The sequence below is a fragment of the Aromatoleum tolulyticum genome (assembly GCF_900156155.1).
Lineage (GTDB): Bacteria > Pseudomonadota > Gammaproteobacteria > Burkholderiales > Rhodocyclaceae > Aromatoleum > Aromatoleum tolulyticum.
Map to the genome: position 1 here is coordinate 18,381 of NZ_FTMD01000025.1, position 23,352 is coordinate 41,732.

The following is a 23,352-nucleotide window of genomic DNA, read 5'->3' on the forward strand; positions in this document are numbered from 1 at the left end:
CGCTGAAGCAACTCACGTGCCGGAAAAATATATTAGTTAAGTCAATGGCTTGCAAACTAGATGCGACTGAGTCACGCAACAGTGTCCCGTTCATGGTGCATCACGGCGCATCGACGCACGACAATGGTGCGTAACCGGTAGTCGCTAGTTCAGGGTGGTGCGCGCCCGTGCGACATGTTGGGGCGCAGGAGTCTTTGTTTTGGTGCACAATATCGTCATGAATTGCGTACAAAAATTTAGGTTTGCACTTAACGCGGCGCCCGGCGCCTGGAATCGCCAATGAATCGAGATCGGAAACTGCTGGTGGCGGCTGGCGCGCTGCTCGTCCTGTCCATCATCTGGGGCTACAACTACGTGGTGATGAAGAAGGTAATGCGCTATGTCGATCCCTTCGATTTCTCCGCGATGCGTACCTTCTTCGGCTCGCTCGCCCTGTTCGCGGTGCTCGCGCTGCGGCGCCGCCCGTTGCGGCCGGTCGCGCTGGGTGGGACGCTGTGGCTGGGTCTGCTGCAGACGGCGGCCTTCACGGCGCTGATCCAGTGGGCGCTGGTGAGCGGCGGAGCGGGCAAGACGGCGGTGCTGGTCTATACGATGCCGTTCTGGCTGCTGATGCTGGCGCGCGCCTTCCTCGGCGAGCGGATGCGCGGCTCGCAATGGATGGCGGTGGCGCTGGCGCTGGGCGGGCTCTTGCTGATCCTCGAGCCGTGGACGCTGCGCGGGGACATGCAGAGCACGCTGCTGGCGGTCCTGGCCGGACTCGTGTGGGCCGCGAGCGCCGTGTCGGCGAAGCGGCTGCGCGCCAACGTGGAGGTCGATCTGCTGTCATTGACGGCATGGCAGATGTTGCTGGGCTCGCTTGTACTGTGCCTGATCGCATGGCTCCTGCCGTCCGAGGCTCCGCAGGTGACTCCGTATTTCATCGGGGCGCTGGTCTATAACGCGCTGTTCGCGACGGGGCTGGCGTGGCTGATGTGGCTGTTCATCCTCGACCGCCTGCCGGCGGGGCTGGCAGGATTGTCGTCGCTGGCCGTGCCGGTGGTGGGGGTGCTGAGCGGCGCGATGGAGCTCGGCGAGCGGCCGAACGCGAGCGAATCCTGGGGCATGGTGTGCATCGTCGTGGCACTGCTGGCGATCAGCGCGATCGCGATGCGCGGGCGCAATGCGTTGGCGGCGCGAGCCGATGGGGCGCGGGAGGGGGCTGCGCCGGCGGCGGGCGCTACTGTCGGCTCGTCTGCGGTGGGGCGCGAGGGCGGGGACTAGCCCCTGGCGCGTTCGGCGGCGTCGAGGAAGTCCTGCAGGATGGGGCTGCCGTCGAGCAGGCCGCCTGCGCTGCCGTGGAATTCCGGGTGCCACTGGCAGCCGAAGAGGTAGCCGTTGCCCTGCCAGCGGATCGCCTCGATGACGTTGTCGCCGCGCGAGTAGGCTTCGATGCGCAGGTCGGAGCCGAGGTCGCGCACGGCCTGGTGGTGGATGCTGTTCACGAGGCCGCCGGCGGTGCCGTCGTAGAGCGTGGCGAGGTGGCTGCCGGCGACGAGCTCGATCTCGTGGTGGTGCTTGTCGTAGAGGTCGACATCGCGGTGCGCGGCAGCGCCGGGCACGTATTCCGAGATGTCCTGCCACAGCGTGCCGCCGCACGCGACGTTGATGAGCTGTGCGCCGCGGCATACGCCCAGCACCGGCTTGCCCTGGATGACGAATTCCCACAGCAGTTCGATCTCGTAGAGATCGCGCACGCGGTCGCCGGTCCATTCGGGGCGCAGCGGCTCCTGGCGGTAGGTGGTGGGGCTGACGTCGGCGCCGCCCTGCAGCACGAGCCCGTCCAGCACGCTGACGTAGTCGTGCACCGAGATCTGTGCCCGCCGCAGGCCGAGGTGCTGGCCTATGGTGGGCACCATGAGGACGAGCGCGCCGTGCGACATGATCCAGTGGGCCATCGACTGTTCCAGGTACTGCAGCGTCTTTCCCGGAAAGCCGAGTTCCGCCGGCGGCGTATGCAGCAGGCGGGCCGAAAGGCCGATGCGCAGCGGCGCCCTGCTCACATCGCTTCTCCTCCCATCCAGCGCGCGCACTGAGCCATCACGAGTTCGGGCAGCGACTCGCCGCCGGTGTGGCGTTCGCGCAGCCAGGCCGCGTCGTTGCGCCCTTCGCGCACCTGGCGCAGCAGCTCGCCGAGCGCGCCGTCGCAGCCGAGCTCGATGGCGTGCTGCTCGATGCGCGCGAAGCTGGCCTCGATTTCCTCTGCGACCGAGCGGTGCTCATGCGTTTCCGGATGCACGTAGGTTCCGGCGAAGCCGAAGCGGCAGGCCTGGAAGCGGTTGAAGGTGTAGACGAGATAGTCGTCTTCGGCAAGCCGGATGGGACGCTCGATCATCAGGTAGCGGGCGATCGACTGGATGTAGGCGGCGATCGCGGCGGCGCGGCCGACGGTGAGCGGGGTGTCCATCACGCGGACTTCGATGGTGCCGTATTCGGGTTTGGGGCGGATGTCCCAGTAGAAGTCCTTCATGCTCTGGACGACGCCGGTGTCGCTCATCTTGCGGAAATAGGCCTCGAAATCCTGCCAGGTCTCGACGAAGGGCGCGCGACCCGACAGCGGGAAGGCAAACACCGAGTTGAGGCGGGCGGACTGGAAGCCCGTGTCCTTGCCCTGCACGTAGGGCGACGAGGCCGACAGCGCGATCAGGTGGGGGATATAGCGCGACATGCCGTGCAGCAGGTAGAGCGCCGCGTCCGGCCCCGGGCAGCCGATGTGCACGTGCTGGCCGAACACGGTGAACTGCTTGGCGAGGTAGCCGTACAGGTCGGAGAGGTAGTGGAAGCGCGGCTTGTCGAAGATGCGGCGCTCGCTCCAGTCCTGGAAGGCATGGGTGCCGCCGCCGCAGATGCCGATGTTGAGCTTGCGTGCGGCGTCGGTGAGCGCGGCGCGCAGCGCTTCCAGCTCTTCGGCGACGCAGGCGTAATCGCTGCAGATACCGGTGGACACCTCGATCATCGAGCAGGTCATTTCGGGCTTCACCTCGCCCGGTACATCCTTGTTCGCCATCGCGCGCAACAAGTCCTCTGCGGAGGAAACGAGGTCGTAGTCGTGTGTGCTGACGAGCTGCAGTTCGAGTTCGACGCCCAGCGACAGGGCGCGCGAGGAGGCAAAGTTTTCCAGGCTCATGACATTTCTCCGCGGCGGGTTTCACGGACGCGGATCAGTGCCCGCCGGGTCGCGATCGGCCCGAGCAGCCCCAGCACGACCGTCATCGCGATCACGATGGGCAGCAGGCGGGAGCCGAATTCGGGATACAGCAGGCGCACATCCTCGGCCTGCAGCAGCGCGAGCATCGACAGGGGCATCAGGCCGACACCGAGGGCGAGGCTCTTGCGCAGGTCGAGTCCGCTGGGCGGGCCGAATGCGATGGCGCCGCCGAGCTTGCCCGCCGCGCGGGCGAGGATCGCGAGGAGTCCGACTCCGGCGCCGGCGAGGAGTTCGCCCGCGGTGACGGCAGCGCCCGCGAGCATGAAGGCGACGATCACCAGCACGCCGCCGAAGCTGCCGAACTGCTGTGGCCACAGATGGGGGCGGCGGTCGCGCCACTTGACGAGGGCGCCGGCGAACAGCGGCGCGAGCGCGGTAGGCAGGCGCAGTGCGCTGAGCAGTGCGATGGCGGCGAGCAGCAGCGCGATCATCGCGACAAGGCCCTGTTCGGTGGCGGGGTCGACCAGTCTGCGCAGCCCGAGATAGGCCGCGGCGATGACCGCGCCGGCCAGCGCCGAGCCGAGGAGCAGGTAGAGGGGGTGCAGCAGCGCGAGCTGCCAGCCCGAGTGCACGCCGTGCAGGGCGCCGACGAGGAGCTTGAGCAGGATCACCGACACCGCGACGTTGAGTGCGCACAGCGCGAGCAGGCGGTCGGTGGTCTGGCCGGAGGCGCGCAGCTCGTTGGTCACGTGCATGAGGATCACCGGCGAGGTGCCGACCGCAATCGCGGCGACGGCCAGGGCGATACCCGTGCCGGTGCCTGCGGCCCACAGCGCACCGAAGGTGAGTGCGAAGGTCAGTGCCATTTCGCCTGCGCTCGTTGCGACGACCCAGCGGTTCGCGGCGAGCCAGCGCAGGTCGAGGCGGATGCCGAGTTCGAACAGCACCAGCGCGATCGTGAAGTCGATCACCAGGCGGTTGCCGGCAAGGTCGTTGGTGTCGAACCAGCCCAGCGCAAGCGGGCCGAGCACGAGGCCGGCGAGGGCATAGCCGCTCACGCGCGGCAGATCGAAGCGTCCGCCGGCCTCGCCGATGAGGGCGGTGAGCACGAGGGCGATCGCAACAGGGAACAGGGCGCCAAGCGCCAGTGGCCAGTCCGGCCAGATCAGCAGGTCCATCAAGGGGAGTCCTCCGAAGCCGGTGTGGTGTTCTATCTCCCTCCGACAGTGGCGGGGGAGCGATTTATCCGGGAGGGTGGAGAGGCATCGAGAAAATTAATACTATTTTAGAAATATAAATTTGTGCAAATGTAACTGTTTGCGTCCCCCGCCCGGCGTCCGTTCGCGGTCGGCCGGGCGGAACCGATCTCAGCGCAGGTTCGCCGAGTTGAACAGCACGACCTGGTCGGCGACGAAATTCACCTGCACATAGCGGGCGTCGTTGCCCCAGGTGCAGCTTTTCACCGCGAGCAGGTCGCTGCACTTGTCCGGAGCGCCGAGCAGCTGCTTCACCTCGTTATAGGTCATGCCCATCTTGAGCTTGTCGTAGTTTTCTACGGTCAGCTTGCTGCAAGCCCCCAGCGTCAGGGCGAGGGCGGCAAGGGCGATGAGTGCGATGCGTTTCATGTCGATCGTGTGTCCGGTTGAGGAAAGGGGCATGTAACCGAAGCTTAATCCATCGGTCACGAGTTTTTCGTTTCCGGCCGTTAGCGTTCGGGTTCATGAAAGACGTCGATTTCGTGACCGAAGAACGTTGTCTGCGGCCCAGCTTGCGCATCGCGCTGGTCACCGAGACGTGGGCGCCGGAGATCAACGGCGTGGCGATGACCTTGGGGCGCATGGTCGATGGCCTGATCGCGCGCGGGCACCGGGTGCAGCTCGTGCGCCCGCGCCAGGCCCTGTCGGACCGGGCGGCGGACGGCCCGGGTTTCGAGGAGGTGCTGGCGCACGGGATGAAGATCCCGAACTACGAGGGCTTGCGCTTCGGGCTGCCCGCGCGCACGCGGCTCTTCCGCCTGTGGTCGCGCCAGCGGCCGGACCTCGTGCATGTGGCGACCGAGGGCCCGCTGGGCTGGTCGGCGGTGTCGGCGTCGATCCGTCTCGGCATTCCGGTGACGTCTGACTTCCACACCAACTTCGACAGCTACAGTGCGCACTATGGCGTCGGCTGGCTGGAGCGCCCGGTCGCCGCGTGGCTCAAGCGCATGCACAACCGCACCGCCGTGACCTTCGTGCCGACGCGCGCGATGGCGCAGGACCTGCGCGCGCGCGGCTACCGCTCCGTGGAGGTGATCGCGCGCGGCGTGGATACGGAACTCTTCAACCCCGCGCGTCGCAGCGCGGCGTTGCGCGCGAGCTGGGGCGTCGCTGCGGACGAGCTGGCAGTGGTGTGGGTGGGGCGCGTCGCACCCGAGAAGAACCTGCGGCTGGTGCTGGAGGCCTTCGCCGCGATCCGCCGCCGGACGCCGGACGCGCGGCTGGTGATCGTGGGCGACGGGCCGCTGCGCAAGTCCCTGCAGGAGGGCAACCCCGACGTGGTGTTCGCCGGCGCGCGCCGCGGCGAGGATCTGGCCGCGCACTACGCGTCGGGCGACCTGTTCCTGTTCCCCAGCCTGTCGGAAACCTGGGGCAACGTCACGCTGGAGGCGATGGCGAGCGGACTGTGCGTCGTGGCCTACGACTGCGCAGCGGCCGCCGAGGTGATCGCGAGCGGCGGCGACGGATTGCTCGTGCGGCCCGGTGCGGCGGCGGCCTTCGTGGCCGAGTCGGTGGTCGCCGCGTCCGACCGGGGTCTGCGCGCGCGGATCGCCGAAGCGGCCCGCCGGCGCAGCGAATCGCTCGACTGGGAGCGCATCAACGACCGCTTCACGACGTCGCTGCAGCGCGTGGTGGACGAGGCGCAGGCCGCGCTTCCCGATTTTCTTCCCTTCAAAGCCACGGTGCGCTAGCGATGCCCCAGGTACGTTCCGTCTTCATCTCCGACGTCCATCTCGGCACCCGCGCGTGCCAGGCGGGGCCTCTGCTCGATTTCCTGCGCGAGCACCCGTCGGACTACCTCTACATGGTCGGCGACATCGTCGACTTCTGGGCCATGAACCGCGGCATCCAGTGGAACGTGATGCAGAACACCGTGGTGCAGAAGGTGCTCCGCCGCGCACGCCAGGGCTGCAAGGTGTTCCTCGTTCCCGGCAATCACGACGAGGCGCTGCGCGAGTATGCGGGGATCGCGTTCGGCGACATCCGCGTGGAATCCGAGTGGGTGCATGAGGCTGCCGATGGCCGCCGCTACTGGGTCGTGCATGGCGACGAATACGACCAGGTCACGCGTCACCACCGCTGGGTCGCGCTGCTGGGCGACGCTGCATACAACACGCTGGTGCGCATCAACCTGTGGCTGTCGCGCGTGCGCCGCGTGTTGCGTCGTCCCGGCTACTGGTCGCTGGCGGGCTATGCGAAGCAGAAGGTGAAGCGCGCGGTGAATTTCATCTTCGACTTCGAGGCGTCGATCGCCCACGCGACCCGGCGCAAGGGGCTGGACGGGGTGATCTGCGGTCACATCCACTGGGCGGCGGACACCGAGATCGAAGGCGTGCGCTACCTGAACTGCGGCGACTGGGTGGATAGCTGCACCGCGATCGTCGAGCACCTCGACGGGCGCATGGAAGTGGTGCGCTGGGGCTTGCCGCGAGCGTACGCTGCGGCACAGCCGGTGTTCGACCGGGGGGAGCTGCCGGGGCTGGTGACCGCCCGCATGGCCGACCCGGCGGCGTCGGGCGACGTGCGTCGACGCGTGCCCTGACCAGATCAATTGCATGAACGGATCGTAGGGCGGAAAAGCGCAGCGCCTTCCGCCATGCAGCGGTCACGCTCGCACGCCTCGCATTCGGCGGATAACGCCGCTGCGCGGCTCATCCGCCCTACGGCATCCGCATCCAACGGGCACGGATACGGATTACAGGGGCGCGTCCGGCGTCCCGAGCGTCGGCGCCGGCCTACACAGCCCTCAGTCGTTGTCCTTCAGCCACTCCGGCAGCGTCCGGTTGCCGGCATTCTCCTGCACGTACTGGCGGATCAGGCGGCGCACGACCTGTGAGGGCGTCAGGTCCTTGCTGGCGCAGATTTCCTCGAAGAGCTTCTTCTTCTCCGGGTCGATCAGCAAGGTCAGGCGGGCGGTTCGATTCTCTTTCATCACGCGTCGGCCACTGCAGCGATTAACATCAAATTAACATTGAAAGCATCACTACTAATAATGTAATGTGCAACAGATGCGAACGCAATAACACACTCCGCGGGGGAGGGCGCGTGCTGCTTCTCGACTGGATCCTGATCGTCGTTGCCGGCTGGCTCGTACTGGGCTTTGCCGGGATCGGCGTGCTGCGCAATACCGCGTTCGTCGCCCGCGTGCTCTTTCCTGCCGGCGCGGCGCTGGGGGTCGCGCTCGCGGGGCTCGCCTTGGCCGGGCTGCTCGGTACGCCGGAAACCGCGGTGCTCGCGCTGGGCCTGCCGGACCTGCCTTTCCACCTGCGGCTCGACGGGCTGTCGGCCTTCTTCCTGCTCGTGATCGGCGCGATCTCGGTCGGTGTTTCGGTCTTCGCTGCGGGCTACTTCCGCCACGGCGAAGGTACGCCGCCCGGACTGATGTGCCTCGAATACCATCTCTTCCTCGCCAGCATGGCGCTGGTCGTGCTGGCCGACGACGCCTACGCCTTCATGGTGATGTGGGAGACGATGGCGCTGTCCTCGTTCTTCCTCGTCACCGCGAACCATCGCGTGCCGGCGATCCGCGAGGCCGGATTCCTGTACCTGCTCATCGCCCACATCGGCGCGATCGGCATCCTGCTGTGCTTCGGCGTGCTGCAGGCCAACACCGGCGACTACACCTTTGCCAACATGCGTGCGCAGTCGCTGTCGCCGCTGTGGGCCTCGGTCGCCTTCCTGCTCGCGACGCTCGGCTTCGGCGCGAAGGCGGGCATCCTGCCGCTGCACGTGTGGCTGCCGGAGGCCCATCCGGCGGCGCCGTCGCCGGTGTCCGCGCTGATGAGCGCCGTGATGCTGAAAACCGCGATCTACGGCCTGCTGCGCGTGAGCTTCGACCTGCTCGGCGCGCAGCAGTGGTGGTGGGGCGTGCTGCTGCTGGCGGTCGGCCTCGCGACCGCGCTGTACGGGGTGGTGTTCAGCGCGGTGCAGACGGACATGAAGCGCCTGCTCGCGTATTCGTCGATCGAGAACATCGGCCTGCTCTTCGTCGGCATCGGCCTCGGCGTGCTGTTCAACGCCTACGGGATGAAGGCGCTGTCCGCGCTGGCGCTGACCGCGGCGCTGTATCACGTCGTCGGCCATGCCTTCTTCAAGAGCCTGCTATTCCTCGCGACCGGCTCGGTGCTGCACGCGACCGGCGAGCGCAGCCTCGGCAAGCTCGGCGGCCTGATGCGGCGCATGCCCTGGGTCGCGTGGCTGTCGCTCGTCGGCGTGCTCGCGAGTTCGGGCCTGCCGCCGTTTTCCGGCTTCGTGTCCGAATGGCTGCTGCTGCAGAGCTTCCTGTTCACGACGGGCTTGCCGGACTCCTTCCTCAACATGCTCGTGCCGGTGCTCGCCGCGGGCATCGCGCTGGTTGCCGCGCTCGCCGGCTACACGATGGTGAAGTTCTACGGCGTGATCTTCCTCGGTCAGCCGCGCGAGCCCAAGCTCGCCGACGCGCACCCGGCCTCGCCGCTCGAGCGCGCCGGCCTCGTGTGGCTCGGCGCGGGCTGCGTGCTGCTGGGCCTGTTTCCGGTGGCGGCGATCGGCCTCATCGACCCGGTCACGCGGCTGCTGGTTGGCGGCGGCATTGCCGAGACGGTGCGCGCGAACGGCTGGTTGCTGCTGTCGCCCAGTTCGCCCGACCGCGCGAGCTACAGTCCGCTCGTGTTTCTCGGCGTCGTCAGCCTGGCGGTGCTGCTCGCGGTCGTGCTCGTGCGCAAGCTCTATCACGGGCGTCTGCGCCGCGCGCCCGCATGGGACTGCGGCTATCCGGCGCAGACTGCGCGCATGCAGGATACCGCCGAGGGTTTCGGTCAGCCGATCCGCCAGATCTTCGAACCGTTCTTCCGCATGCGCCGCGAGCTGCCGTCACCGTTCGACGCAAAACCGCATTACCGCGTCACGATCGAGGATCATTTCTGGCACTGGCTGTACCTGCCGGTCGCGCGGCTCACGTCCGGCATCGCGCGCGGCGTCGGGCGGCTGCAGCAGGGGCGCATCGCAATCTACCTGCTGTACAGCTTCGTGACCTTGATCGTCCTGTTGCTGGTGGTGAAATCATGAGCATCGTCGGCCTGTTCGCGCAGCTGCTCGCCATTCTCCTCGCGCTGGCGCTGGCGCCCTTGCTGACGGGCTGGGTGAACCAGTGGCGCGCGTGGCTGCAGGGGCGGCGCGCGCCGGGGCTGCTGCAGCCCTATCGCGTGCTGCATAAGCTGTTCAACAAGGAATCGGTCGTCGCCGAGCACGCAACGTCGATCTTCCGCGTCGCGCCCTACATCATGTTCGGCTGCATGGCGCTCGCGTGCGGCATCGCGCCGACGCTGTCGACCGACCTGCCGCTGGCGCCCGCGGCCGACGCGATCGCGCTGGTCGGCCTGTTTGCGCTCGCGCGCGTGTTCATTTCGCTCGCGGCGATGGACATCGGCACCTCGTTCGGCACGCTCGGCGCGCGGCGCGAGATGCTGATCGGCTTCCTCGCCGAGCCGGCGCTGCTGATGGTGCTGTTCTCGGCCTCGCTGATCACGCAGTCGACTTCGCTCGCGATGATCGTCGAAACGCTCGCGCACCAGCCCTTCGCGATCTATCCGAGCCTGGCGGTGGCGGGAGTCGCGTTCACGATGGTGTCGCTGGCGGAGAACGCGCGCGTGCCGGTGGACAACCCGGCCACCCACCTCGAGCTGACGATGATCCACGAGGCGTTGATCCTCGAATACTCGGGGCGCCATCTGGCGCTGGTCGAGTGGGCGGCGTCGCTGAAGCTGTTCGCGTATTCGTGCATCGGGCTTGCACTGTTCGTGCCGTGGGGCGTGGCCGAGGCGGGGACGCCGGTCGCGATCCTGTTTGCGATCCCGATGCTGGTGGTGAAGCTCGCGGTCGGCGGCGTGCTGCTCGCGCTGATCGAGACGATCAACGCGAAGATGCGCCTGTTCCGCGTGCCGGAGTTCCTCGCGACGGCCTTCCTGCTCGCGGTGATCGCGTTGCTGGTGCATGTGCTGCTGGGGGCCTGAGGTGAACAGTCTACTTTCCCAGTCGATCAACCTCTTCGCGGTCGTGCTGCTCGTGCTCGCGTTCGCGATGATCGCGCAGCGCCGCATCCTGACGCTGATCCACCTATTCACGCTGCAGGGCGCGGCGCTGGCGGCGGCGACGCTGATCGTCGGCTATCTCACCGGCCAGCACCACCTGTACTTCTCCGCGGCGCTGACCTTCGTGCTCAAGGTGGTGCTGATCCCGATCCTGCTGCACCGGGTGATCCTGCGGCTCAACGTGCGCTGGGACGTCGAGACCCTGTTCAACATCCCGACGACGATGCTGATCGGCATCGTGCTGGTGATCTTCGCGTTCAATCTGGCGGCGCCGATCGCGGGGCTGTCGACCTCGATCGCGCGCGGCACGCTCGGCATTGCGCTCGCGTGCGTGCTGCTGTCCTTCCTGATGATGATCGTGCGCGCGAAGGCGGTGCCGCAGGTGATCGGCTTCCTGTCGATGGAAAACGGCCTGTTCTTCGCGGCCACCGCGGCGACCAGCGGCATGCCGATGATCGTCGAGCTGGGCATCGCCTTCGACGTGCTGGTCGGCATCCTGATCCTCGGCGTGTTCATGTTCCAGATCAGGGAGCAGTTCGACAGCCTGGACATCCGCCATCTCGAAAAGCTGAAGGAAGACTGATGGATCCGCTCCTTTTCGTCCTCGCGTTTCCGCTCCTCGGCGGCGTGCTGCTCGCGCTGTGGGGCGACCGCGAGCGGGCCGGAGACCTGAACGCGGCGATGAGCCTGCTCACCCTCGCCGCGTCCGTGTGGCTCACGGCGATCGTCGTGCGCGACGGGCCGCTCACGGCGTGGGGCGAGTGGTTCTTCGTCGATCCGCTCAACGTCTTCCTCGTCACCCTGACCGCCTTCGTCGGCTTCACGACTTCGCTGTTCTCGCGCCCCTACATGCGCATCGAGCGCGACCACGGCAAGATGACCCCCGGCCGGATGCGCCTCTTCCACAGCATGTACCAGCTGTTCAACGGCATGATGCTGGTCGCGCTGACGACCAACAACCTCGGCATCCTGTGGGTGGCAATGGAGGCGGCGACGCTGACGACGGTGCTGCTGGTGTCGGTGTATCGCACCCCGGCGAGCCTGGAGGCAGCGTGGAAGTACTTCATCCTGTGCGGTGTGGGCATCGCGCAGGCGCTGTTCGGCACAATCCTGCTCTACCTCGCGGCCGAGCGCGCGATCGGCGGCGGCGAAGGGGCGCTGCTGTGGACGCACCTGGCCCAGTCCAAGCATCTTCTCGACCCGCAGATCCTGTCGCTGGCCTTCGTCTTCCTGCTCGTCGGCTACGGCACGAAAGTGGGTCTGGTGCCGGTGCACAACTGGTTGCCCGACGCGCATGCGGAAGGCCCGACGCCGATCTCGGCGGTGCTGTCGGGCCTGCTGCTGAACGTCGCGCTGTACGCGGTGCTGCGTTGCAAGGTGCTCGCCGACGGCGCGCTCGCGAACGGTCTGCCGGGGCGGATGATGATCGGCTTCGGCCTCGTCACGGTGGTCGTCGCGGCTTTCTTCCTGTCGCGCCAGCGCGACGTCAAGCGCATGTTCGCGTATTCGTCGATCGAGCACATGGGCCTGATGACCTTCGCGTTCGGCCTGGGCGGCCCGATTGCGAACTTCGCCGGACTGCTGCACATGACCGTGCATGCGCTGGTGAAGTCGGCGATCTTCTTCGCCGTCGGCCACGCCGCGCAGAAGGCCGGTTCGCAGGTGATGGAGGACATCCGCGGCCTGCTGAAGGTGAGTCCGACGGTCGGCTGGGGCCTGATGCTGGGCTCGCTGGCGATCCTCGGCATGCCGCCCTTCGGCGTGTTCGCGAGCGAGTTCCTGATCCTGACGACGGCAATGCGCGAAGCGCCGTGGGCCACGCCCTTCCTGCTGGTCGCGCTGGGCGTCGCGTTCGCGGCGATCTTCGGGCGCGTGCAGCCGATGGTGTTCGGCGAGACCTCGCTGCGCCCGCTCGCCCACCCGCCGGCGCTGCTGCCGGTGTTCGTCCATCTCGGGCTCGCGCTCATGCTCGGGCTCTACATCCCGCCCTACCTCGACGGCTGGTACCGGCAGGCGGCTCAGATGATCGGAGGCTAGAGTGCAACAACCCCCACGCTCACTTTGTTCGTTGCCCCCCGAGGGGGCGCAGGCCTCCCTTGGGGCGGCCCGGCGGGAGGCCTGAGTGGAAGTTTTCGGACTCGATTGCCGCTTCGAACGGCTCGACGCCCCCGTCCCGACCTTCGGCGCACGGGTGCATGCCGCGCAGTGGAGCGCGCTGGCGTTGGCCGTGGCGGAGGCGAAGGGGCGGCTCGTGAGCCTGTGGGGCAGCGACGAGCGTGCTGTGGGCGACGGCTTCGCGGTGTCGGCGGCGTACGCCAGCGCGGACGGACTGCTGTGGGTGAAGCTGGGCCTGGATGCGGCAAAGCCGGTCTACCCGGACATCTCGCGCTTCTTTCCCGCCGCGATCCGCATGCAGCGCGCCGCGCGCGATCTGGTCGGGATAGAGGCCGAGGATGCGGGCGACGGCCGCCCGTGGCTGCGTCACGGCGCGTGGCCGGCGGACTATTTTCCGCTGCGCCTCGAGAACACCGGCCAGGAGCGCTTCGAGGCGCAGGCCGATGCCTATCCCTTCGTTGTCGTCGAGGGCGACGGCGTGCATGAGATCCCGGTCGGGCCGGTGCATGCCGGCACGATCGAACCGGGGCATTTCCGCTTCTCGGTGGTCGGCGAGAAGGTGCTGCGGCTCGAGGAGCGGCTGGGCTACAAGCACAAGGGCATCGAGCGCCGCTTCATGGGCATGGATACCGACGAGGGTGCGCGCCTCGCCGGGCGGGTGTCGGGCGACAGCACCGTCGCGTACGCGTGGGCCTATGCGATGGCAGCGGAATCGCTGGTCGGCGCGAAGGCGCCCGAGCGCGCGGTGTGGCTGCGGGCGGTGATGCTCGAGCGCGAGCGTGTCGCGAATCACCTCGGCGATCTCGGCGCGCTCGGCAACGACGCCGCGTTCGGCTTCGCCCTCGCGCAGTTCTCGCGCCTGCGCGAGGACTGGCTGCGCCTGAACCGCGAATGCTTCGGCCACCGCCTGATGATGGACGGCGTTTGTCCCGGCGGGGTCGCGCGCGATCTTGACGCGGACGCCTGCACGAAACTGCGCCGCCAGGTCGCGGACATCGCGCGCGAAGTCGCCGAGCTGAAGGACATCTACGACGAGCACTCCGGGCTGCAGGACCGTCTCGTGACGACCGGCCGGGTCACGCCGGAACTCGCCCAGCGCCTGGGGCTGACGGGGCTTGCCGGACGCGCGAGCGGGCAGGCGGCCGACCTGCGCGCGGATTTTCCGTGGCCGCCGTATGACGGGCTCGCGGTCACGGCCTGTACGCATCGCAACGGCGACGTCGCGGCGCGCGTGGCGATGCGTTTCGAGGAGTGCTTCGCGTCGCTGCGCATGATCGACGCGCTGCTCGCCGGGCTGCCGGGCGGTGCGATCCACGAGCCGGTCCTCGCAATGCGGGACGGCGTCGGCGCCGGCTGGGTCGAGGGCTGGCGCGGCGAGGTGTTCGTCGCGCTGGAGACCAACGCGCAGGGGCGCATCGCGCGCTGCCACTGCCACGATCCGTCGTGGCAGAACTGGCCGGTGCTGGAGCACGCGATCATCGGCAACATCGTTCCGGACTTCCCGCTGATCAACAAGTCCTTCAATCTCAGCTATTCGGGGCAGGATCTGTAATGTGGCACATCCTGAAATACGTTGCGCGCCGCGGCCGTATCACCGAACCGCCGCCCGAACCGCTGGCGGGCGCGCGCCGCCCCGCGCACCTGATCCATGACGAGCTCCTCGCGATCCTCGGCCGTGCGCTGGCGATCCGGCACGTCGATGCCGGGTCGTGCAACGGCTGCGAGCTCGAGATCAATGCGCTGAACAACCCCTACTACAACATCGAGGGCCTCGGCATCCGCTTCGTCGCCAGCCCGCGCCATGCCGACATGCTGCTCGTGACCGGACCGGTGTCGCGCCACATGGAGGTCGCGCTGCGGCGCACCTACGACGCGACGCCGGCGCCCAAGCTGGTCGTCGCGGTCGGGGACTGCGGCTGCAACGGCGGCATCTTCGGCGAGAGCTACGCGAGTCGCGGCGGCGTGGCGAACGTGATCCCGGTCGACGTCACCGTGCCGGGCTGTCCGCCGCCCCCGGCGGAGCTCCTCGCGGGGATCCTGGCCGCGGTGCGCGCGCGCCCGCCGGTCGGCGAGGGCGAGGCCGCGCAGGCCGACTTCGCGCCCGGATTCAACTGACGCCGCAGCCGGGGCGCAGTGCCCCGAGCGTGCCCGGTCAGCCGGCGGCGATCTTCAGCGCGAGTCGCGCGACCGCCGCGCCGACGGCCTCGACCGAGGTCCGCACGCGCGCATCATGCAGTTCGCCTTCGGCGTCGAAGGCGGTATCCGCCTTGGGCACGCCGACCTGATCGGGCACGACGAGGAAGCCGAGGTTGGAGAGGTATTGCCGCGTGTGCTGCAGCGAGCGGATGCCCCCGAGCGCGCCGGGCGATGCCGCGACGATTCCTGCGGGCTTGCCGCGCACATGCACCGTGCCGGGTTTGCCGGAGCCGTCGGGCAGGGGGCGCGACAGCCAGTCGAAAGTGTTCTTCACCAAGGGCGGAAAAAAGCCGTTGTATTCCGGCGTCGCGAGCAGCAGGCCGTGGTGCTCGGCGAACAGCGCCTGCAGGCGTGCGGCCGCCGGCGGGATGCCTTCGGCGGCTTCGAGGTCGCCGTCGTAGAGCGGCATCACGTGGTCATGCGGCTCGTACAGCGTGACTTCGGCGCCGGCCTGCTCGGCGCCGCGCACGAGCACGCCAAGCAGGCGGCGGTTCCACGAACCGCGGCGGGCGCTGCCGGGCATGGCGAGGAGTCGGACGGTAGGCATCGGGGCGTCTCCTGAGGTGGTCGTCTTGAATCGGTCGAATATTCACCTACGATCGGGGAGCGCCCCGGCGGTTCATTTCCTGCGCGCCTGCCACCATGCATCGAGGCTCCACGTGCCCGCGCCATGCACGGCGAGCATCAGCATGCCGCCCGCGATCGCGAAGTTTTTCATGAACATGATGGACTGCATCTGGTTCGCGAAGTCGGTGTGGAAGAACAATGCGCTGAGGATGCAGAACGCGGCAAGCCCGGCGGCCGCAATCCGGGTGAGCGCACCGAAGAGCACGCCCAAGCCGCCGCCGAGTTCGGCGAAGATCACGAGCGGCAGCAGGGCGCCGCTGACACCCATCGAAGCCATGTACTGCTGGGTGCCGGCGTAGCCGGCGCCGAGCTTGCCCCAGCCGGCGATGATGAACATGAACGCGAGAAGAATGCGCGCGACGAGCACGGTTGCGTCTTTCATCGACTTCTCCTTTCAGGATCGGGCGTGTCGCCCTCCTATGGATGTAGTCGAAATGTGACGCATTTTCAGGCCGTCCCGGTCCGGAACGGCCTGCGGGGCGCTACCGGCAGGGGTTACTTCGGGATCTTTACGACGTGCAGCAGGTTGGTGCTGCCGCTGCGCCCGAAGGGCAGCCCGGCGATGATCACGACGGCGTCGCCAGGCTGTGCGAAGCCGTGCGTGACGACCGCGGCGCTCGCGTGCTCGACCATCTCCGCGACGTCATGCACGTCCTCGAACGGCACCGGATGCACGCCCCACACAAGGGCGAGGCGGCGGGCGGTCGCGAGATGCGGCGTGAGGCCGAGGATCGGCGTGCTCGGGCGCTCGCGGCTCGCGCGCAGACAGCTGAAGCCGCTGCTGGAATACGCGACGGTCGCCGCCGGGTTGAGCAGCGCGGTGACGTCGCGCAGCGCGCAGCAGATCGCGTCGGGCGTGTTTGCCTGTGCGGGCATGTGGCTCGCATCCAGCCCCACGCGCCATTCGGGGTCCTGCTCGACCTCGGTGATGATGCGGTCCATGATCGTCACCGCCTCGATCGGGTACTGGCCCGAGGCGGATTCCGCCGACAGCATCACGGCGTCGGCGCCGTCGTAGATCGCGGTAGCGACGTCGGAGGCTTCGGCGCGTGTGGGCACCGGGGTGCTGATCATCGATTCGAGCATCTGCGTCGCGACGACGACCGGCTTGCCGGCGGCGCGGGCGGCGCGGACGATGCGCTTCTGCAGGATGGGCACCTGCTGCGGCGGCAGTTCCACGCCGAGGTCGCCGCGCGCCACCATGATGCCGTCGGCGAGCGCGACGATCTCGTCCAGCCGTTCGATCGCGGCCGGTTTTTCCAGCTTGGCCATGATCCATGCGCGCTCGCCGATGATCTCGCGCGCCTCGCGGACGTCCTCGGGGCGCTGCACGAAGGACAGCGCGACCCAGTCCACACCCAGCGACAGACCGTAGTCGAGGTCGGCGAGATCCTTGGGCGTGAGCGGCGAGATCGGCAGCACGACTCCGGGCACGTTGACGCCCTTGCGGTCGGACAGCGGGCCGCCGACGAGCACCGTGGTGTCCGCGAAGTCGGGGCCGAAGGTATCCACGCGCAGGCGCAGTTTGCCGTCGTCGAGCAGCAGCTCGGTACCGGTTTCGAGCGCGGCGAAGATTTCGGGGTGGGGCAGGTTGGCGCGCGTGGCGTCGCCCTCGGTCGCGTCGAGGTCGAGACGGAAGCGGCTGCCGGCCGCGAGCATGACCTTGCCTGAGGCGAGCTTGCCGATGCGCAGCTTCGGTCCCTGCAGGTCCATCAGGATGCCGATCGGGCGGCCGACCTCGCGCTCGATGTCGCGGATCTGGCGCAGCCGCTCGGCATGGTCGGCGTGGGCGCCGTGGCTGAAGTTCAGGCGGAACACGTCGGCACCGGCGTCGACCAGCGCGCGGATGCGCTCGGGGGTGGAACTCGACGGGCCGAGCGTCGCGAGGATGCGCGACTGGCGATGGCGTCTCATGGGTGTCTCCTCATTGTTTCTCCGGGCCCGGCATTCATTGACGTGAAGTCAGGCTGAGTGTGGTGCGGCCGCTCCCGGGAGTCTCCGCTTCGCTCCGCCGTTCCGCAGGCGCGTAGCGGTGCTCCGCGAAACCCCTGTTCCTCCCCGTTCAAGGGGGAGGAACAAGGAGCCCGTCAGCGATCCCTAATTCAATTGTGTTACTGGCCCAGCGCGGCGATGCCCGCGCGCGCGATCTGCGCGTCGTCCGAGGCCTTGACGCCCGACACGCCGACCGCGCCGATCACCGCGCCATCGACGACGATGGGCTCGCCGCCTTCCAACGGCACGACCGGCATCGCCAGCGCCGCGAAGCGGCCACCGTTGATCATATCCTCCAGCGCCTTGCTCGGCTTGCCCGCCATCACGCTGGTGCGCGCTTTTTCCGGGGCGATCAGCGCGCTCGACAGCGGCGCGCCGTCCAGGCGCTGCAGCCACAGCGCATGACCGCCGGCGTCGCACACGGCGATCGTCACGGCCCAGCCGTTCCTGAGCGCCTCGGCTTCGGCCGCGGCGGCGATGCGCTTGACGTCGTCGAGGGTGAGGGCCTTGATGGTCTTCATTGCAGTTTTCTCCTGATGAGTAATGGTGCGGCGTCGGCGTTACAGCACGACGATCGCGCGGAAATCATTGACGTTGGTGAGCGTCGGGCCGGTCACGAGCGAGTCGCCCAACGCTTCGAAAAAGCCGTGGCCGTCGTTGTTCGCGAGGCTGTCGCGCGGGCGGATGCCCTGCGCCCAGGCGCGCGAGAGGGTGTCGGGGGTGACGAAGGCACCGGCGATCTCTTCGAGGCCGTCCACGCCGTCGGTGTCACCCGCGACTGCATATACGCCCGGTTCGCCGTCGAGGGCGACCGCGAGTGCGAGCAGGAATTCGACGTTGCGTCCGCCGCGGCCCTCGCCACGCACCGTGACGGTCGTCTCGCCGCCGGACAGCAGCACGCAGGGAGCTGCGACCGGCTGGCGGTGGCGGCGCGCCTGCAGTGCGATGGCGGCCATGACCTTGCCGACGTCGCGCGCTTCGCCCTCGATGCTGTCGCCGAGCAGCAGCGGCGTGTAACCGGCGCAGGCAGCGACCTTCGCGGCGGCTTCGAGCGCCATCTGCGGCGTGGCGATGAGGGTGGTCGTCACGCGCGCGAGGCGCGGGTCACCCGGCTTGATCGATTCGCCGGCGCCGCTTTCGAGCTGCGTGCGCGCGGCCGCAGGCAGATCGATGCCGTAGCGCGCGACGATCTCCAGCGCGTCGGCACAGCTCGTCGGGTCGCCGACCGTGGGGCCGGAGGCGATGTCGATCGGGTTGTCGCCGGGCACGTCGGAGATCAGCAGGTTCACGACGCGCGCCGGATGGCAGGCTGCGGCCAGCCGCCCGCCCTTGATCGCGGAGAGGTGGCGGCGCACGCAGTTCATCTCGGAGATCGTCGCGCCGGATTTCAGCAGCGCGCGGTTGATCGCCTGCTTGTCCTCCAGCGTGATGCCTTCGGCCGGCAGCGGCATCAGCGCCGAGCCGCCGCCCGAGATCAGGCAGATCACGAGGTCGTCCTCGGTGAGGCCCTTCACGGTTTCCAGCATGCCGCGCGCGGCGGCGAGCCCCGCGGCGTCGGGCACGGGGTGGGCGGCCTCGACGATGGTGATGCGCTCGCACGGCACGGCGTAGCCGTAGCGGGTGACGACGAGGCCGGAGAGTGGCCCCGGCCAGCTGCGTTCCAGCGCCTGCGCCATCGCGGCCGAGGCTTTGCCGGCGCCGATGACGACGGTGCGGCCCTTCGGCGGCGCAGGGAGGTGGCGGGGGATGCAGCGCTCGGGCTGGGCGGCCTGCACGGCCGCGGTGAACATCTCTCGCAGCAGGGCGCGGATGTCGGGTTCAGTGCTCATGGCGGGATCCGTATCTGGTAAGGAGGGCTGGGGAGGGTGGCAGCGCGCCCGCTGCTTGACAGTGCGTTTGGGCGTTTGTCGGCAAGCCGCGACCGGATGTTCCCTCGCGTTGAGTGCGGGGAACATCCGGAATTACGCGTATGCGCCGCCGATGCCCGTCAGCGCTCGGCAACCGGGTACCGTTCGGGCTGAGCCTGTCGAAGCCCTGCCAGTGCCCTTCGACAAGCTCAGGGCGAACGGCGGCATTCGATTACCGCCTCAATAACGTCCGCTCATTGATTGCTCACTGACCAATCTCGAAGTTCGCCATCTTCTCCAGCGCCTGCACCATCGCGGAATGATCGCGGCCGGCGCCGCCGTGCGCGGCGCAGGCGTTGAACAGCTCCTGCGCGGTCGCCGTGTTCGGCAGCGACATGCCGATCTGGCGCGCCACGGTCAGCGCGAGGTTCAAGTCCTTCTGGTGCAGCTCGATGCGGAAGCCCGGGTCGAAGGTGCGCTTGATCATGCGTTCGCCGTGCACCTCGAGAATGCGCGACGAAGCGAAGCCGCCCATCAGCGCCTCGCGCACGCGGGCCGGATCGGCGCCGTTCTTCGCCGCGAACAGCAGCGCCTCGGCGACCGCCTCGATGTTCAGTGCGACGATGATCTGGTTCGCGACCTTGCAGGTCTGGCCGTCGCCGTTCTTGCCGACCAGCGTGATGTTCTTGCCCATCAGCTGGAACAGCGGCAGCGCCTTCTCGAAGGTCGAGTGCTTGCCGCCGACCATGATCGACAGCGTGCCGGCCTTCGCGCCGACCTGTCCGCCGGAAACGGGGGCGTCGAGGTATTCGCAGCCGAGGTCGTTGATCTTCTGCGCGAACTGTTTGGTCGCGACCGGGCTGATCGAGCTCATGTCGATGACGATCTTGCCCGCCGTCAGGCCCTCGGCGACGCCGTTGGCGGCGAACAGCGCCTCTTCGACGTTGGGGGTGTCGGGCACCATCAGGATGATGAAATCCGACTTCTGCGCCACTTCGCGTGCGGTCTCGCAGGCGGTCGCGCCGGCGTCGATGATCGTGCGCGGCATCTTGCCGTGGGTATTGACGAACAGCGTGTGGCCGCCGTCGATGAGGTGCTGGGCCATCGGGGTGCCCATGATGCCGAGTCCGATGAATCCGATGTTTGCCATGATCTTTCTCCTTGGCTTGTTTATAGGGTCGCTGTGGGGTGGGGGTGGTTTCGTAGGGCGGGAGGAGCCGCGGGCCGAATGTGTCAACTACGCCGCCACGCGGCGTTCGGATTGCCTTCGGCGGCTGGATTGGCGGGATGCGCTGCGCTTCTCCCGCCCTACGAGAGCCTCAATGCGTCAGCGCTTCGATCCAGCCCAATCCTTCGCGCGTCGTCGCGGCCGGCTTGTATTCGCAGCCGATCCAGCCGTCGTAGCCGCTGCGGTCGATGAAGTCGAACAGGTAGCGGTAGTTGATCTCGCCGGTGCCGGGCTCGTTGCGGCCCGGGTTGTCGGCGAGCTGGATGTGGGCGATCTGCGGCAGGTGGCGCTTGATCGTGTTCGCCAGTTCGCCTTCCATGCGCTGCGCGTGGTAGATGTCGTACTGGATGAAGAGGTTGTCCGAGCCGACCGCTTCGAGGATCTCCGCCGCCTGCGCCGTGCGATTCAGATAGAAGCCGGGGATGTCGTAGGTGTTGATCGGCTCGACGAGCAGGCGGATGCCCGCCGCCTTCAATTCGCCCGCGGCGAAACGCAGGTTCTCGATGAAGGTCTCGCGCACGCGTCCCGCGTCGACACCGGGGGGCGTCTTGCCGGCGAGACAGTTCACCTGCTTGCAGCCGAGCGCCTGGGCGTACTCGATCGCACGGCCGACGCCGTCCTGGAATTCGCCGACGCGCGCCGGGTCGCAGGCGATGCCGCGCTCGCCGGCGTCCCAGTTGCCGGCCGGCAGGTTGTGCAGCACCTGGGTGAGGCCGAAGCGCTCGAGCTTCCCGGCGAGTTCATCCTTGCTGAAGGCGTAGGGGAAAAGGTACTCGACGCCCTTGAAGCCGGCATCGGCGGCCGCCTCGAAGCGGTCGAGAAAGCCGACCTCGTTGAAGAGCATCGTCAGGTTGGCAGCGAATTTGGGCATGGTTGATTCCTCGCGGTGTTTCGTAGGGCGGAAAAGCGAAGCGCCTTCCGCCATGCAGCGGTTGATTCGGCACATACGGCGGAAGGTGCCTTCGGCTTTTCCGCCCTACGTCTTAGTCGAGCAGCGCCAGCGCGGTCGGCGCATCGGCGCGGCCTTCGGCCAGCGCCTCGAATTCGTTGATCGCGTTGATCTCGGTGCCCATCGCGATATTGGTGACGCGTTCGAGGATGATCTCGACCACCACCGGCACACGGAACTCCTCCATCCACGCCTTGGCCTGCGCGAAGGCGGGCCGCACGTCCTCGGGCTTCCTCACGCGGATCGCCTTGCAGCCCAGCCCTTCGACCACGCCGATGTGATCGACGCCGTAGCCTTCGGTCTCCGGCGCGTTGATGTTCTCGAACGCAAGCTGCACGCAGTAATCCATGTCGAAGCCGCGTTGCGACTGACGGATCAGGCCGAGGTAGGCGTTATTCACGACGACGTGGATGTAGGGCAGCTTGAACTGCGCGCCCACCGCCAGTTCCTCGATCATGAACTGGAAGTCGTAGTCGCCCGAGATCGCGACGACCTTGCGCTTCGGGTCCGCTGCGCACACGCCGAGGGCCGCCGGCACGGTCCAGCCGAGCGGGCCCGCCTGGCCGCAGTTGATCCAGTGGCGTTCCTTGTACACATGCAGGAATTGCGCGGCGGCGATCTGCGACAGGCCGATGGTCGTCACGTAGCAGGTGTCCTTACCGAAGGACTTGTTCATCTCCTCGTACACGCGCTGCGGCTTCATCGGCACTTCGTCGAAGTGCGTCTTCCGCAGCATCGTGCGCTTGCGCCCCTGGCACTCCTCGACCCACTGGCGACGGTCGGGGAGCCGCCCGTCGGCCTTCATCTCGCGGGCGACTTCGATCAGGCGGTCGAGCGCCAGACCGGCGTCCGAGACGATGCCGTAGTCGGGCCCGAACACGCGGCCGATCTGGGTCGGCTCGATGTCGATATGCACGAACTTGCGGCCTTCGGTATAGACCTCGACCGAGCCGGTGTGGCGGTTCGCCCAGCGGTTGCCGACACCCATCACGAAGTCGGACGCGAGCATCGTCGCGTTGCCGTAGCGGTGCGCGGTCTGCAGGCCGACCATGCCGGCCATCAGCGGATGGTCGTCGGGAATCGAGCCCCAGCCCATCAGCGTCGGGATCACCGGCACGCCCATGATCTCGGCGAATTCCTGCAGCCTGGCGGCCGCATCGGCGTTGATCACGCCGCCGCCCGAAACGATCAGCGGGCGCTCGGCGGCGTTCATCATCGCGATCGCCTTCTCCGCTTGCGCGCGAGTCGCGGCGGGCTTATACACCGGCAGCGGTTCGTAAGTGTCGATGTCGAACTCGATCTCGGCCATCTGCACGTCGAAGGGCAGGTCGATCAGCACCGGGCCGGGGCGGCCCGAGCGCATCAGATGGAAGGCCTGCTGGAACACGCGCGGCACCTGCGCCGGCTCGCGCACCGTCACCGCCCACTTCGTCACCGGCTTCGCGATCGACTCGATATCGACCGCCTGGAAATCTTCCTTGTAGAGGCGGGCACGCGGCGCCTGGCCGGTGATGCAGAGGATGGGTATCGAATCGGCCGACGCCGAGTACAGGCCCGTGATCATGTCGGTGCCCGCCGGGCCCGAGGTGCCGATGCACACGCCGATGTTGCCGGCCTTGGTGCGGGTGTAGCCCTCGGCCATGTGCGAGGCGCCCTCGACGTGGCGGGCGAGGTAGTGCCTGAAGTTGCCGTCCTTGCGGATGGCCGAGTACAGCGGGTTGATCGCCGCGCCGGGAATGCCGAACAGCGTTGTGATCCCTTCCTTGCGCAACACCGCCGCGGCGGCGTCGACTGCTCTCATGCGGGCCATGGTCTCCTCCTGTTTCCTGTTCCGGCGCGAGGCCGTTGATTGGTGTTGGATGCAGGATAGGGAGGAACGCAGTCGGAATG

General features: G+C 67.9%; 22 protein-coding genes. 9 read left to right on the top strand and 13 right to left on the bottom strand.

The annotated features are described in order from the left end of the window. Positions 1-279 precede the first annotated feature (279 nt). The gene (locus BW991_RS22905; RefSeq protein WP_084205211.1) at positions 280-1,260 is read left to right on the top strand and encodes a DMT family transporter; all 981 of its coding nucleotides are present in this window, start codon (positions 280-282) and stop codon (positions 1,258-1,260) included. On the opposite strand, the gene BW991_RS22910 is transcribed toward BW991_RS22905, so the two are convergent. The 4 genes from BW991_RS22910 to BW991_RS22925 form a co-directional block, all read right to left on the bottom strand. Beyond that, positions 1,257-2,039, bottom strand: a complete 783-nt coding sequence (locus tag BW991_RS22910) for a gamma-glutamyl-gamma-aminobutyrate hydrolase family protein (protein ID WP_076604432.1) — start codon at positions 2,037-2,039, stop codon at positions 1,257-1,259. The two genes, BW991_RS22905 and BW991_RS22910, sit on opposite strands and share 4 nt — an antisense overlap. Beyond that, positions 2,036-3,163 (bottom strand): YbdK family carboxylate-amine ligase, encoded by a 1,128-nt coding sequence (locus BW991_RS22915; protein ID WP_076604433.1) that lies wholly within the window; start codon positions 3,161-3,163, stop codon positions 2,036-2,038. Before BW991_RS22915 ends, BW991_RS22910 begins: the two co-directional genes overlap by 4 nt. Then, positions 3,160-4,362: a cation:proton antiporter gene (locus BW991_RS22920; RefSeq protein WP_076604434.1), complete on the bottom strand. Its 1,203-nt coding sequence runs from the start codon at positions 4,360-4,362 to the stop codon at positions 3,160-3,162. The genes BW991_RS22915 and BW991_RS22920 overlap by 4 nt, the downstream gene beginning before the upstream one ends. Positions 4,363-4,551: 189 nt before the next feature. Continuing rightward, the gene (locus BW991_RS22925) at positions 4,552-4,809 is read right to left on the bottom strand and encodes a DUF3862 domain-containing protein (RefSeq protein ID WP_076604462.1); all 258 of its coding nucleotides are present in this window, start codon (positions 4,807-4,809) and stop codon (positions 4,552-4,554) included. A gap of 95 nt (positions 4,810-4,904) precedes the next feature. On the opposite strand from BW991_RS22925, the gene BW991_RS22930 reads away from it, so the two are divergent. Further along, positions 4,905-6,131, top strand: a complete 1,227-nt coding sequence (locus tag BW991_RS22930) for a glycosyltransferase family 4 protein (RefSeq protein WP_076604435.1) — start codon at positions 4,905-4,907, stop codon at positions 6,129-6,131. 2 nt (positions 6,132-6,133) lie between these two features. Next, complete coding sequence (locus BW991_RS22935; RefSeq protein WP_076604436.1) at positions 6,134-6,982, top strand: UDP-2,3-diacylglucosamine diphosphatase; 849 nt, start codon at positions 6,134-6,136, stop codon at positions 6,980-6,982. A 204-nt stretch (positions 6,983-7,186) separates the two neighbouring features. Here BW991_RS22935 and BW991_RS22940 read toward each other — a convergent pair whose 3' ends face one another. Then, complete coding sequence (locus BW991_RS22940) at positions 7,187-7,372, bottom strand: CopG family transcriptional regulator (RefSeq protein ID WP_076604437.1); 186 nt, start codon at positions 7,370-7,372, stop codon at positions 7,187-7,189. A 113-nt stretch (positions 7,373-7,485) separates the two neighbouring features. Between BW991_RS22940 and hyfB the strand changes: the two genes are divergently transcribed. From hyfB to BW991_RS22970, 6 genes are all read left to right on the top strand, one after another. Continuing rightward, complete coding sequence (gene hyfB, locus BW991_RS22945) at positions 7,486-9,486, top strand: hydrogenase 4 subunit B (protein ID WP_212566945.1); 2,001 nt, start codon at positions 7,486-7,488, stop codon at positions 9,484-9,486. Beyond that, entirely contained in the window at positions 9,483-10,430 is a 948-nt protein-coding gene (locus BW991_RS22950; protein WP_076604439.1) for a respiratory chain complex I subunit 1 family protein, read from the top strand. The genes hyfB and BW991_RS22950 overlap by 4 nt, the downstream gene beginning before the upstream one ends. Position 10,431: 1 nt before the next feature. Continuing rightward, positions 10,432-11,091 (top strand): formate hydrogenlyase, encoded by a 660-nt coding sequence (locus BW991_RS22955; RefSeq protein WP_170879164.1) that lies wholly within the window; start codon positions 10,432-10,434, stop codon positions 11,089-11,091. Continuing rightward, positions 11,091-12,545, top strand: a complete 1,455-nt coding sequence (locus BW991_RS22960; RefSeq protein WP_076604441.1) for a hydrogenase 4 subunit F — start codon at positions 11,091-11,093, stop codon at positions 12,543-12,545. The genes BW991_RS22955 and BW991_RS22960 overlap by 1 nt, the downstream gene beginning before the upstream one ends. Before the next feature lie 85 nt (positions 12,546-12,630). Next, positions 12,631-14,175 (top strand): hydrogenase large subunit, encoded by a 1,545-nt coding sequence (locus BW991_RS22965; protein ID WP_076604442.1) that lies wholly within the window; start codon positions 12,631-12,633, stop codon positions 14,173-14,175. Beyond that, positions 14,175-14,738 (top strand): NADH-quinone oxidoreductase subunit B family protein, encoded by a 564-nt coding sequence (locus tag BW991_RS22970; RefSeq protein ID WP_076604443.1) that lies wholly within the window; start codon positions 14,175-14,177, stop codon positions 14,736-14,738. Before BW991_RS22965 ends, BW991_RS22970 begins: the two co-directional genes overlap by 1 nt. A gap of 37 nt (positions 14,739-14,775) precedes the next feature. Here BW991_RS22970 and BW991_RS22975 read toward each other — a convergent pair whose 3' ends face one another. From BW991_RS22975 to gcl, 8 genes are all read right to left on the bottom strand, one after another. Next, positions 14,776-15,366: an NADPH-dependent FMN reductase gene (locus BW991_RS22975; RefSeq protein ID WP_076604444.1), complete on the bottom strand. Its 591-nt coding sequence runs from the start codon at positions 15,364-15,366 to the stop codon at positions 14,776-14,778. A gap of 72 nt (positions 15,367-15,438) precedes the next feature. Beyond that, positions 15,439-15,828, bottom strand: a complete 390-nt coding sequence (locus tag BW991_RS22980; protein WP_076604445.1) for a DoxX family protein — start codon at positions 15,826-15,828, stop codon at positions 15,439-15,441. Positions 15,829-15,941: 113 nt separating this feature from the next. After that, entirely contained in the window at positions 15,942-17,360 is a 1,419-nt protein-coding gene (pyk, locus tag BW991_RS22985; RefSeq protein ID WP_076604446.1) for a pyruvate kinase, read from the bottom strand. Positions 17,361-17,557: 197 nt separating this feature from the next. Continuing rightward, on the bottom strand, positions 17,558-17,959 hold the full coding sequence (locus BW991_RS22990; RefSeq protein WP_076604447.1) for a GlcG/HbpS family heme-binding protein: 402 nt from the start codon (positions 17,957-17,959) through the stop codon (positions 17,558-17,560). 39 nt (positions 17,960-17,998) lie between these two features. Beyond that, a complete protein-coding gene (locus tag BW991_RS22995) occupies positions 17,999-19,267 on the bottom strand; it encodes a glycerate kinase type-2 family protein (RefSeq protein WP_076604448.1) in 1,269 nt (422 codons plus the stop codon). Positions 19,268-19,550: 283 nt separating this feature from the next. After that, on the bottom strand, positions 19,551-20,435 hold the full coding sequence (glxR, locus tag BW991_RS23000) for a 2-hydroxy-3-oxopropionate reductase (RefSeq protein WP_076604449.1): 885 nt from the start codon (positions 20,433-20,435) through the stop codon (positions 19,551-19,553). 169 nt (positions 20,436-20,604) lie between these two features. After that, positions 20,605-21,384 (bottom strand): hydroxypyruvate isomerase, encoded by a 780-nt coding sequence (gene hyi / locus BW991_RS23005; RefSeq protein ID WP_076604450.1) that lies wholly within the window; start codon positions 21,382-21,384, stop codon positions 20,605-20,607. A gap of 112 nt (positions 21,385-21,496) precedes the next feature. After that, a complete protein-coding gene (gcl, locus tag BW991_RS23010; RefSeq protein WP_076604451.1) occupies positions 21,497-23,272 on the bottom strand; it encodes a glyoxylate carboligase in 1,776 nt (591 codons plus the stop codon). Positions 23,273-23,352 lie beyond the last annotated feature (80 nt).